Source organism: Butyricimonas synergistica DSM 23225 (assembly GCF_000379665.1).
GTDB classification, from domain to species: Bacteria; Bacteroidota; Bacteroidia; order Bacteroidales; family Marinifilaceae; genus Butyricimonas; species Butyricimonas synergistica.
Genome location: NZ_KB903359.1, coordinates 1,372,674 through 1,385,729 on the forward strand (window position 1 = coordinate 1,372,674; position 13,056 = coordinate 1,385,729).

The 13,056-nt window shown below is 37.9% G+C and carries 10 protein-coding genes; all 10 read right to left on the reverse strand.

Annotated features, from left to right (window positions below):
• Window positions 1-161: 161 nt before the first annotated feature.
• A complete protein-coding gene (locus A3CY_RS0106040; protein ID WP_018337011.1) occupies window positions 162-1,298 on the reverse strand; it encodes a Wzz/FepE/Etk N-terminal domain-containing protein in 1,137 nt (378 codons plus the stop codon).
• Between the two features lie 2 nt (window positions 1,299-1,300).
• Window positions 1,301-3,667 carry an SLBB domain-containing protein gene (locus tag A3CY_RS0106045; RefSeq protein ID WP_018337012.1) on the reverse strand — a complete coding sequence of 789 codons (2,367 nt, stop codon included), beginning with the start codon at window positions 3,665-3,667 and terminating at the stop codon, window positions 1,301-1,303.
• A gap of 127 nt (window positions 3,668-3,794) precedes the next feature.
• Entirely contained in the window at window positions 3,795-4,766 is a 972-nt protein-coding gene (locus tag A3CY_RS0106050; RefSeq protein WP_018337013.1) for an MraY family glycosyltransferase, read from the reverse strand.
• Entirely contained in the window at window positions 4,763-5,665 is a 903-nt protein-coding gene (locus tag A3CY_RS0106055) for an NAD-dependent epimerase/dehydratase family protein (RefSeq protein WP_026207364.1), read from the reverse strand. The genes A3CY_RS0106050 and A3CY_RS0106055 overlap by 4 nt, the downstream gene beginning before the upstream one ends.
• A 479-nt stretch (window positions 5,666-6,144) precedes the next feature.
• Window positions 6,145-6,957 carry a glycosyltransferase gene (locus A3CY_RS0106060; protein WP_018337015.1) on the reverse strand — a complete coding sequence of 271 codons (813 nt, stop codon included), beginning with the start codon at window positions 6,955-6,957 and terminating at the stop codon, window positions 6,145-6,147.
• A gap of 52 nt (window positions 6,958-7,009) precedes the next feature.
• Window positions 7,010-8,059: a glycosyltransferase family 4 protein gene (locus tag A3CY_RS0106065; protein ID WP_018337016.1), complete on the reverse strand. Its 1,050-nt coding sequence runs from the start codon at window positions 8,057-8,059 to the stop codon at window positions 7,010-7,012.
• A complete protein-coding gene (locus A3CY_RS0106070) occupies window positions 8,056-9,153 on the reverse strand; it encodes an EpsG family protein (RefSeq protein ID WP_071595960.1) in 1,098 nt (365 codons plus the stop codon). Before A3CY_RS0106070 ends, A3CY_RS0106065 begins: the two co-directional genes overlap by 4 nt.
• Window positions 9,154-9,156: 3 nt before the next feature.
• Complete coding sequence (locus A3CY_RS0106075) at window positions 9,157-10,158, reverse strand: glycosyltransferase family 4 protein (RefSeq protein WP_018337018.1); 1,002 nt, start codon at window positions 10,156-10,158, stop codon at window positions 9,157-9,159.
• 121 nt (window positions 10,159-10,279) lie between these two features.
• Window positions 10,280-11,311 carry a GumC domain-containing protein gene (locus tag A3CY_RS0106080; protein ID WP_018337019.1) on the reverse strand — a complete coding sequence of 344 codons (1,032 nt, stop codon included), beginning with the start codon at window positions 11,309-11,311 and terminating at the stop codon, window positions 10,280-10,282.
• Window positions 11,312-11,487: 176 nt separating this feature from the next.
• Complete coding sequence (locus A3CY_RS0106085; protein WP_018337020.1) at window positions 11,488-13,029, reverse strand: lipopolysaccharide biosynthesis protein; 1,542 nt, start codon at window positions 13,027-13,029, stop codon at window positions 11,488-11,490.
• Window positions 13,030-13,056 lie beyond the last annotated feature (27 nt).

Here is a 13,056-nt window from a genome sequence, read left to right on the forward strand (position 1 = left end):
TTAATTACACCACCGGACCGGAAAAGGATTAAACTCTTGCAAGAAAAAAATCAAAAAATAAATGCCACCACCCGAAACGAACTATTAGTAAACAAAATAAAAGGTGAGTAAAAGCACTTTAGAACTCTTACTCACCCTATTCTATCTTTATTAGGACTTGTCTATTCTTTAATCCACTTCTTCAATTTATCATTTCCAAACGTGTTAGCCAAAAATGGCAATCCCAATACGATACCAATCCCAGCGAAACCACCTAAAAACGTAAAGAGTACACATATCAACCCTCTCTTGGGCTTGGAACGCTCCACGGGTACCACCACGGGCTCGACAACCGTCAATATCGGGGTCGTCTCGTTCACGGCAATTTCAGCTTGTTCCAATTGTTTGGCTAATTCAGAGTAAACATTATAGGCTAGATTATACTCGTTCGTTAACATCTCCTCCCGAGTTTTAGCCACTGCAGAAACAAACCCCTTATTGGAATCCCGGAACTTAGCCAACTCCTCCTGTTTTATCTCATAACGCTCCTTCGCTTTATCATATTGTTTTTGCACGAAATCCAGATTTGACTGAACTTTCTCGATTTTAAAACGCGTAATATACTGTTGCAATAACTTCTGTGCTTGTTGTGCCAACTGAGCTACAGCTAACGGTTCCGGTAAAGAAGCCGTCAATTGCACGTACCCGTCCTTATCGTTCACGTTCAACGAGATAATCTGGTTCAACTTCTCGGAAACCTCTTTTTCATCCTGAGAAAGCAACTGTATTGCTGACTCTTGGTCCAGCACCACGGTAGTCGTGTCTTTCCCCCGAATCGCTCCGATAATCACTCCCGGCAAACCAATCGTGTATTTGGCTATCGTACCGAAAAGGCTGAATTTTTTATACTCGTCTTTCGTGTAATAATCAAACAATGTGATCGGTTGCTCGTATTCCTCAAACTTCAACGACGTTGCCATCAATTCTTTCTTGAACGGGATACTGGACAATATCTTGGGATAAATTGCCGGGGCTAAAACCTCTCCACCTCCCATAGATCCTAAATTAATACCTACCATGGAAGCCAATCCGCTCAATCCCCCGCTAGCTTTCTTATCACCTGTTTGAGGCACCATCGTACATCCGGCTGAATATTCCTTCGGACTGAAGAGAGCAACCAACACGCCGATCACCATAAAAACAACCGTGACCCGAATAATCAATTTCCGGTTTTTCCATAATTTCCGGATCACTTCAACCAAATCAATTTCCTCCTCTTGCGGCATCTGATTCATCTGTTCTTTCATTTCCTGTCCCATAACTACTTCGTGCTATTAAGAATTGATGTAACCATTGCGGCAATGGATGTCGTAGAAGAAGTCAGACTCAATATTTCCGGCAATCCCAACCGGTTCTTTCTCTCCAACTTCATGGGCACAATAATCTCACATCCCGGTTCAATCTTTGGATTTCGTCCTCCCCGACGCACAGCCAATGTTCCATTGGGATAAATCACGTAAACCCTGCGCTTCTTTGCATTCATGCTATACCCCCCGGCATTATCTACATAATCCCTCAACTTCATTTTATTCTTGTAAGTAACCGCATTAGGGTACATCACAGCCCCACTGATTTTCACGGTATTAACAAAATTAGACACATGCAACACGTCTCCTTCTCGAAGAACCAAGTCATCTTCCCCGCCTGGATTAGCAAGAGCTTTCTCTAAATCAATACCAACAAAATAAGTTCGTGCTAAATCCAAACTTTCCATTGATATGGAATCACCCTCCGTAAATTTTGTCAATTTCTCGGCTGACGCCACTCTCATTAATTCATCTTGATTCATCTGCCGTTCCAAACGGGCTCCTTTCATATAAGCTTTGGATGTTATCCCCCCGGCACGCTTCACTAAATCTGAAAGCCGGTCATTTATAGACATTTTGGCATAAGTCCCCGGGTAAAGGATTTCCCCCTCTACCCGCACATTCTGCTGTTCCCGATATCCCGGAGACCGACGCACGTAAATCTCGTCAAAAGGCTCCAGCACGAAGTTCTTGATTCCATCCACGACTAACCCGTCTTTCAACGCGAAAGTAAACAACTCGGCTTCCTCGGGCGCCTCGGTTGTACTCTTTGGTGATTTTATTCTCCTGGACACATCCACCCTCACCTCGGAAGCCGATTCCAGCAACCCACCAGCTTGAATGACAGCATCCTCTAATGTCATGTTTTCTACAAAATCATACTGTTTCGGATTCTTCACCTCTCCCCGAATCTCAATCACGTATCCTTCCCGCAATGCAGTCTTCGAGGGGACATACAACACGTCATTTTTCCGCAAAGGAATATCTTCTGCTCCTCCGCTTACAAATTTACCTAAATCTATCGCCAAAGCCTCCCGTGTCAAATCCTCCTTTTCCCGATACAATATGGCTCGGTTTAAGAAAGCATCCTCCCTCGGTCCCTCGGCTATCGCGAGCAAATCTCCCAAAGTTTTTATCATGGGGTTAATCGCGTAATCTCCAGGACGGAATACAGCACCGCTAATTGTAACCTTATTTTCATATTTATCCAATATCGCATCCACCCGCACGGCATCTCCATTTTCCATGATAAAAGAGGGATACTCGTCACTAAAAACCGTAAACATCCTATATTCTGTATCTCCCTTACGACTGATATTCAAATTCTTTTTATACGCGTTACTTGAAAAACCACCCGCATACTCCAACAACTGCTCCAAACTCTCGTCATTCTTCAACTCATAACGCATCGGACGTTTCACATTTCCCGAGATAGTCACTATTTTTTGGAATGTCCCGATATTGATTAAATCACCGTCTTGCAAAGTAATATCAATGCTGTCGTCCCCTTTCATTACATACTCGTACACGTCAATATGTTTTAACGCTTTTCCATTCCGGTATAATATCACGTCCCGTAATGTTCCTACATTACTCACCCCACCAGCAGAATACAAAGCGTGAAATACAGTCGCCAAAGAAGGCAACGTGTAAGTTCCCGGCATCACCACTTCACCCATGATATTCACGCTGATACTCCGGATCTGCCCTAAAGAGAGCTTCAAAAACGTCTTCGGCTCATCGGAAATCAAATCCGAATAAATCCGACCGAATACATTTTTCAAATAAGATGACGCTTCCCGGATTTGTCTGCCGTTCAAATAAACCGGTCCTATCCCCGACACATTAATATTCCCTTCCGGGGAAATTACTTGGCGAATCGTAGTTTCCGAGTTTCCCCAAATATCAATAATTACCTCATCTCCGGGACCTAGCTTGTAATTATCCGGTGTCGGAATATTCAAATTCGGCTCGAACGTAAGGTTTTTGTTGCTAAACAAATTCCTACCGAATACCCCTGTCTTGTCACCTTCCGTGACCAGTACGACATCCCGGTTACCAACTGAAATGGTTTCTAGCCGCTCCCTACTTCCTTGCGACAAACCAGTTTGGGCAGTTGAACCCTTCTCGTAATTCTCTTTAATTCGCAAAACCTGTTCCTTGGTCACACCTTTTTCAGCCAACATGACCACAATCTCGTCTTGACTTTTTCCTTGGGCTTGCGCCTCCTTTACAGCCTCTATCACTTGGGCATCTGTCATTTGTGCAAAAGTCGCTCCCGACACACCAAGTATTAGTACGATCAATATTAAAAATCTCATATTACTTTTTTTGAATGTTTTTACGCAACCATCCTTTCAGTTCACAACCAAACCGCCCTCCTCACGGGGCAAATCGCAAACCTACTAGCCGGATCCGGCACAAAGATACAAATATATTTTTATAATCCTACTTTCCTGTCCATAGTGCATAATACTTACGACGCAACGGAAGATAGATCGCCACGAGTAAAATGACACTCGCTATAGCATATAAAAGAGTGTACGACGGAAGATAAACCGCCACTAGCAGATACCCGGCACTTACCAATGCCTGTACCGCCATGTAAATAAGCGAAACCGAAAGATGGGGCACCTTTCCCTCGTTAGCCAATAACTGGTACAAGTGCTTGCGATGCGGTTGCCCTATATTCTCTTTCAACATCAAGCGGTGAATAATCGTCAACACCCCATCAATCCCGTACACGCCGAACAGAATTAAAGCAGAAATCTCCCCTGTGCGCACGATAAAAGTTCCCAACAAAAAAAGAAGTATAAAAGCAATCGAAACAGCACCCACGTCCCCTGAAAAACACCGGGCATGAATTCTGAAATTATAAAAATTAAATACCAATAAAGATAATATAATCACTGGAATAAATCCCGCTGGCGCAATCTGTACAACCCACTTATTTATCGCCCACAACGCAAGCAGGACGACCAGGCTGTATCCCCCGGTAATCCCGTTGATACCATCCATGAAATTATATATATTCAGGATCGCCAAACAGACAAATAAAGCAAGAATCACGTATCCCCACGAAACCTCATGCATCCCCAATTGCACCATCAGAAGCAACAAAGCCAAAGCCTGCACCAGCAAACGCAACTTCGCCGACAGCGGATGCATATCATCCAAGAAACTCACTACCGCCACTAACGTCAAGCCACACAAAAACCACGGGGCGAAAAAACCGAATGTCAAACCGTAGACAAGCACACCCAAATAAAAAATCACCCCGCCTCCTCGCAGGGTAATTGCATGATGCGAACTTCTCTCGTTAGGAACATCTATAATCTTATATTTCTCCGCTATCTTAAAATAAATGTTCTCCATCACAAAAAGTAGAAGGAGAACAAACCCGAAAATCCAATCTATCATTTTCTCTGCTTGAACGATTCAACCATCTCACGAATCCCCTCTTCCAGTGTATACCGGGGTTCATAACCGATAGAATTTAAAGCCAATTGACGATCAATCACCACGTCCCCCCACAACTTCTGGTAAAGCTCCGGACGCACCTTCTCAACCATTTTCAAAAACAGTGAAGGCGAAGGCAGATTAATCGTATGTACTCCCAATTGTTTCGAGATCACCTCAATAACATTACGTGTGGAATAAGGTTCTTTATCCGTCGGGTAAAAAACACCTTCAGCTTCTTTCTCTACGGTCAAATGAATAAACTCGATCAAATTCTTCACGTTAATAAAATCACGGCTATTCCGAGCCGATCCGAACGGGAGCGGTATATGACGATTCACCAAACGGATCAACCGCATCATATTTCCGGGAGCCATACCCCCACCATAAGCCATCGGGGGACGAATGATCACCGTCTTGAACTCGTGACTGCTCATTGCCAACAACTCCTTATCAGCTTTCAACTTGGAACTACCGTAATAAGTCTTCGGCATCTCCGGCGTCGTTGACGAAATACGACTAGCGGTACCGAACACGGCTATCGTACTCATTTGAATAAATTGACGAACACCTGCTTGGCGAGCCTTCTGAGCTAACACACAAGCCATTCGATAATTTACCTCATCATAGAGTTCTTGGTTTTTCTCTTCCGGACGGTGTACGATAGCGGCGAAATTAATTACCGCATCAAACCCCACGAACGATTCCACAGGCATATCCCAAAACGCCTTTACCACGATTTCCTTATCGTATCCTGTAGGACGTCGGCTATAACAAGTTATAGAATCTTCCGACTGGTAATTCCGGATAAACTGCCCTGCAATAAAACTACTTCCTCCAATTATCAATATTCTTTTCATTCCTCGATCTATTTAAACGGCATAAAATCTTACTTTGTCCATTTTGTGGACCCTAAACAATCTCCTTCATGCGTCATTCATTTTACCCGAAAAACGCCTCCTCATTTTCCAAAGCTTGTTTACGTCGTGTAGACCTTAAATGTTTGATTTGTATTCATATAATTAATAATAGTGTGTTGTGTGTGTTGCTTTTTACTTTCAAGACGCGAAGATAGGATAAAGGTTGCGTCAACAACGTGAGTTTTTTTATTTTTAACAAATCCTTAACAAATAAATAAACAGCATTTCCTCACCTTTTCCCGTTTCCGAAAACAATTAACACAATAACAAATATCATAACCACAAACCAATTGACAAAAAAAATACACAATATTTTACCTCTTTATGCCTTTTTCCAATATATGTTATGATAGATATTCCGGTACGCAACAAAGGCAAACCGAACAAATTCGCAGACCTTCTTTTTACTTTAAGACATTCTATTTTCTTAAAAACATACGGTATAAAAGTGCTCGTCCCCTTTTACCTATCAATCGCACAACACTCTTAACAGATAAACTAAAAACAAATTCACATAGATTAATTCGCCCTGATTCTCTCATAAAATTCAATAAATGGTATTCAGAAACAACATACCTTCCGCCCCCTCTCCGTTTCAACATTTCGTATCCTCCCCTTGCCCATAATAACGATTCACCTATATTAGCGAACTGAAATCCTCCATTAGCCATTCTGTTCCATAAATAATAATCTTCCAATAAATAAAATGGTTGATATCCTCCCACACATTCGACATCCCTCTTTCGAAACATCACGGTCATATGATTGAATGGATTCCTCCATTTCATGAATTTAAGTAATTTTTCATGTTCTAATGGCAATTGACGAACTGATTCTATTTGGTCTTTACTCTCCGAAAACTCCTCGACCCATGTCCCAACAACCGATATTTCCGGATGAGATTTCATAAAATTTATTTGTACTTCAAATCGATTAGATTTACAAATATCATCAGAATCCATTCGAGCGATAATCTCATTCTTGCAATACCCCATCCCTATATGCAAAGCTTTACCCAATCCGACATTATCAGGTAACGAAACAATTTTCAGATTCTCCTTTTCCTTTTCATAAGAATTAAGTACCTGTTCTAACTCATCTGTTAATGGTCCATCCTTTACAACAATAACTTCATCAGGAGGCATGGTTTGTTCGAAAATACTATACAATGCCTCATTCAAATATGCAGGTTGTTCTTTTATATATACAGACATTAAAACTGAAAAATCCATACTCGTCGATATTAATCATTTATTCAACACAAACTTACTCACAAAAATACTTTTAACGTTCTGTGCATATCTTACGATATAAACTTAGATACCCTATCGTCATTCGCTTTATTGTATAACGTTCCAGATAAGCTTTACGAAAATTATCTCCTATATTCTTCTCATTATGCTCTATCAATATTATTGCCTGCTTCAATGAAGCTATATCATTTAATGTAAAAAAAGCAACTTCTTCAGAAGTAAAAATTTCTTCAAATATAGGGATTCTTGAACATACTGTCGGCACACCATATGCAGAAGCTTCTATTAATGATAAAGGAAATCCCTCGCTTCTACTAACCATCCCATAAACATCATAATACTGTAAAAAACGAAAAGCATTTAACTGATACCCTAAAAACAAACAACGATCTTGAACTTTATTATCTATTGAAAGTTGTTCTAATTCTTTACGACTCTGTCCATCACCAACCACAACTAAAACATAATCCTCAAGTTCAGGCAAGACCCGAATCAATTGATCAACTCCCTTTCGCTCTGTCAATAAAGCATTAACTCCTATTATCTTCCGACCTTTTTTAAAATCTAACAATATTTGTTTTTCATTTTCAGACAAATCCATCAATCGATCAACACTTTTCGCATTATACACGTATGCCAATTTTGACAAAGGTAACCAACGTTCATAATACTCCATAGCATTTCGACTCAACGTTACAATAAGATCATGCTTCCTCAAAAGGAATCTCCACAATCGCGAAAAAATTACGGCAACAACTTTATTATACTGATATGCCAAATCCACATACATATAATTATGCAACGTTGTTACACATTTGCAATGCTTTATTTGAAACCGATGCCAATACAAATATGCGTCAGGACGTATTCCGTGAGAATGTATTATATCATAAGCATCAAAATCTATTTTTTCAAAGAAAGAAATTCGATATGTATCACAATCCATTGAAATTTCTTTTTCTTCATCAAAGTAAAAAACAGTACAGTCAATATTCTCCTGTTTCAAACCGACAACCAAATCCCGGACGACCAAAACCGGACCTAAATTAACCAATCTCGATACGATAAATGCTACTTTCATATTCCAAACCCCCAATATTGATAAGGCAATACATTACCATTATACAAATTCAAAAAAATAGTCATAAAACAATACCCCACGATAACAACCCAAGACAAGATTCTGTGAAACAGATTTTTATACAACAAAGAAATATACATAGGAATAATAATTACTTCAGAAGAAGTAAATAATGTAGCCACCCTTCCTGCAACAATAGAAAAGTCATTAAAAATCAATAACCAACAAGTTCCAAAGATATATATCGCAAACAATAACCGAAAAAAAGTATATTCTTCAGATAAAAAAGAATAGAAGTAAATTCCCACGACAGACACAATTATAGACTTGAGTACCACTGGATTGGAAATAACTCCCAATGTCTGGTTAAATTGTTGGGAATCGACATACAATTTTACCTTGTAAAAAATAGATACATCCGGAAGATACGCCAACATACGCCCAATAGGGAAAAGCCATGCAAAACATAAACAAACAATCAACATCCATGCATAATTATTTCTATTCATTTTAAGCCAATAAAAAGGATACATCAAAAGAAAAACCCATGCAATCGTATGAAACATAGCTGCAATTCCTACTAATAATACAAATATTCTCCAACGTTTCTGAACAATAAAACCAATGCTATATAAACAGATAGCACTCGCTATCCCGAAACGAATCTGTATCATTTCACGCACTAAATAAATATGTCCATAATACAACAATACAGAAAAAAGAAAATAAGGAGAATATTTTTTATACACTTTAAAATTCAAAAACAAAGTGATAAATGCAGCAATAGCGAATATAAAAAAAGATTGATGTGTAAAAAAACTTATCAGTTTATTCAATAATCGATAGCCTGGCTCCATAAAATAAATTTCCTTTCCTGTCAAACTCTGCTTATCCAACACGTTAGCATCAATAGATTCTCGGAAGGCTAATTCATAATTTGCATGATCCTGATCCCCAATATTCATAGTTGCAAAAAAACATAGTATCAAGAAAAAGAGTAGTAGAATACACTTTCTTAGCTCTTGCCCTCCGTCAAAAACATCTAAAATAGCAAAAACAGCTATTATTCCAAAAACAACAAAATATGGAATCATTATCTATATATACAGTTTTAAAAGAGATTTCTTTAACGTTTCTTGCCCATATAATCGCTCATAGGAATGGTTCCCTATTTCCACTTGACTATTTTTTTCTTTCTCCAAAAAATCTCTTATCTCTCTTTCTAAACTCAAAGGATCTGTAACATCAAAAAAAGATAATCCTGTTTCACCCTGAAATTCTCGAAAAAAAGGTACATCCGAAGCAATAATCTTTTTCTTGAAATAAAAACAAAAAGAAAATACACCGGATTGAGTTGCCGAGATATATGGAAAAATAACACATTTAGCTTTCTCAAACAGATCCTTTATTTCATTATCATGTATAAAACGATTTATTAGAACAACATTAGCCAAAGGCTCATAATCAAAATAAACATCTCCTTTACCTGCAATTATCAACTTCTCTTGCTGCAAATCATGAGAATTTTTAAAAACATTATAAAGCAAATCAATACCTTTATATTTTTCAATTCGTCCAAAAAATAAAAAATAATTTTTTTCAGCCATTATTTCCGGAACACACCTATCGCCCTCGACAATATTTTTTGTCAATAAAGAAGGAAATGGATGATAATATATATTCTTCTCCGGATATCTATCGCGAAGTTGCCCATATTGTACTTTACTTGAAGTGACCAAATTATCTATAAGATGCATCAATTTTCTGACTTTCATTCGATGGCTCCATTCAAACCAATATTCATGCAATCTATTTTTATAATGAATTTCGTGCTTCTCCAAATCATGCACGGTATAAAACATTTCAAATCTCTTCATCAATTTCTTTACGATTGCTGCAATGTATGGATCTTCTGTTAAACAATGTATTGTATCAATATGAAAACGTATTGCCGCTTCCTTGATTTGGTTATATAAAGAATGAGGAAAAATCAAATTTTTTGCCCTCTGGAATTTCCCTTGTGGTGTAGGCATGAAAATAACTCTTGACCTATATTTTTCAAGAATATTTTCCTGGTAATCATTATCTGGGGCAGACATCACAATTGCGAAACAATTCACATTCGGACAAGAAAACATAGTGTTCAAAATACAAGTAGAGAAATGCCTCATCCCGGCGCTTGCATTAGTACAGATATACAAAATTCGTCTACCCATTATATCATTTCTTGTAATCGATTTCCCACGCTTGTTTAAAAAGACACCATAATATTGACAAACATCCTAACAGAAACATAAGACCAATAATGATCTTTTTCTTGTGTGGTGATATTGCGATATCTGAAGCAACGGCAGGTTGAAGAATTTCCAAAGCCTTCCCTGGAAGATCGGCATTCACTTTCATGATCTCGTATTGACGTGCAAGCATATTATACAAATTAAAAGCAATATCCAACTTTACAGGAGAGTAACCCTCGACCTTATTTTTTAATACTCTCGTCTCATATCTTTCTAACATCATCTGGTATTCATGTTCTGAATTTTCATACATTTTTTGAGCAAGAAGCAACTCCCGCTCTAATTTTTCATGTCGAATTTCAGTAATACGTTTTTCCAAACTTTGAGTAACGAAATTCGCAATTTCGGCTGCGACAACGGTATTTTGAGCCGTCACCCGTACGTAACCGATTGCTTTATTTTTATCCGTCTCTACCTGGATATTCCCTCTAAGATAATTAATAAAATGTTGCTGTGTTAAAGACAAACTATGATCATTCCATTCAGCATCCGATACAACTACTTTATCAGAATCTGCAAACCATTTCTTTACAGTTGCGGGTAAATTCAATATTTTATTCCACCAAGGTTCTTTCTGGTAATTTATCACATAATCAAACAATGATATTTCTTGCCCCTCTTGTAAACGGACACGACGTGTAGCTAATTTGGAAAGAACATTTGTACTTTTAACAAATTCCGGGTACATATCTTTAGGAATTTCAACAGCACAAATATCTTTTATATTTAACCCCATTAAAGTTGCTACCGACATTCCTTGCTCTCTTTTTGCAATTAAATCATCATTAATCAAAAATTTAACGTCTGCCTGAAATTGTTTTGGAATACTAAATGCAATTAAAATCCCCAAAAACAAACCGACACATATACTTTTAATAATAAAAAAACGCTTTCCCCAAATACCTTGTAAAAAAACAAATAAATCTATCCCCTTCTTTTGATTTTCATTTTCCATACTAAATTTCCTTTATTACTATTTTTCAAAACATATGACGAACAAATCAAAGATCTGTTTCCCAATTAGTTAAACGCAATTGAAAAACAGATCTTTCAAAGGGTAAATATAATAAAAGTATATGCTTTATACAAGTAAATCACATCTTGTTTTGTAGAAAAAAAGTCAGTAATCATTCAATTAACAAACATTCTTTTTATTCTCGATACAAAATCCCGCATTCCTCTATCAAACACATAAAACAACAAGAAACTGAATACACCATAAATTATCACAACTCCCAATGCATATCCGATCCATCTACCGTATGTAGTAATCTGATACCCCCTATAAACACACGCAAGCACCACATAAGAAACCAATACAGCCACCCCGATCAATCCAAAACACTTAAACTGATACAATACATATTCCATTATATTATCCTCGAACCCTCGTTTATAAAGGAAATAAGGCTTCCAACCCACAATCACTATGATTAAACTAACTACTACCCCCCACAAAATTCCGGCTAATCCATAATAATATCCAAACAATATCGAACACCCTAAATTCAAAGCAGCTTCTATCATCGGAGCCCAAATATCCTGAAATAAACCATAAGCAGATAAAAAAGCATCATTAGCCCTTGTCAAACCGATAAACGTAATAACAACCAAGGCAACAAAAGCCGATTGCTCCAGAATATACTCCTCGCCAATCCACAAACGAATAAAAGAATGGGATAACAGATAAAGTCCGAAGCAAACCATTGAAGCAAACCATACCCGACACGATGTCAATTCCCAAAAAACCGCCTTTATACGTTTCTTGTCACCTTCTGCCACTAAATTTCCGACACCCGCTCTCACTCCATTTAGCAAAGCATTAATCAACGAGGTTATCCCCGTCATGATAAGCATATAATTTCCGTATATAGCGACTAAAGTTAAAGAAGTGTAAGCATAAATGACCAAAGGGCTTGTCTGCGATAACACAAAAAAAGATATTTGATGGAAAAACACTTGTTTTGTTTTGATAATAATAACCTGATATTTTTTTCTCACCTTTTTCCCCACAGAAGGCAATGAATGTAACCATGGGTATGCACTTTTTATCAAACGATCCAATACTATTGTTGTCAGAATTGCCGCCAGTAATTCCAATCCTAACCAATAGACATAACCATGACTCAAATAACGGATTGCCAAAATCTGAACAATTACCTTTATCACTTTTAATCCTTGAACGCTCTGTGTAATTTTATATTCTTTTTGATCTGCGGTAAGTACTATTTGCCGGTAATTAAAGAAATAACCCAATAAAGAACTAGTTAACAAAACAGCAAATGAACCATAAGCATACCACAAAGGGACATCCGCTTTTTGGAAAATCATCGGAAAAAAGCACATCAGCACGCAAGCCCCAACAATGACGATACAAGCAATTTTCCGGTACATCCATCCCTGCACTGACACGATTTCATTTATAGCTTGTATATCCTTTTCAAATAAAGGTCGATAAAGAGTATAAGCAATAGCCGAACCGACACCCAATTCCGCCAGATTCAGGAATCCTAACAGATTCTGTGCCGCCGTGTTTAATCCCAACACCTCTGCCCCTAAATAATCCAGAAATATTTTCCGGGAAAAGAATTGAAGAATCAGATTAATGAAATAAAATACTAAAGCTATCTTAGCATTTTTGACACTTTTTTCAGTTCTTGATTCAGAAGTCATTCGATATTAATGATCGTTTATTACATT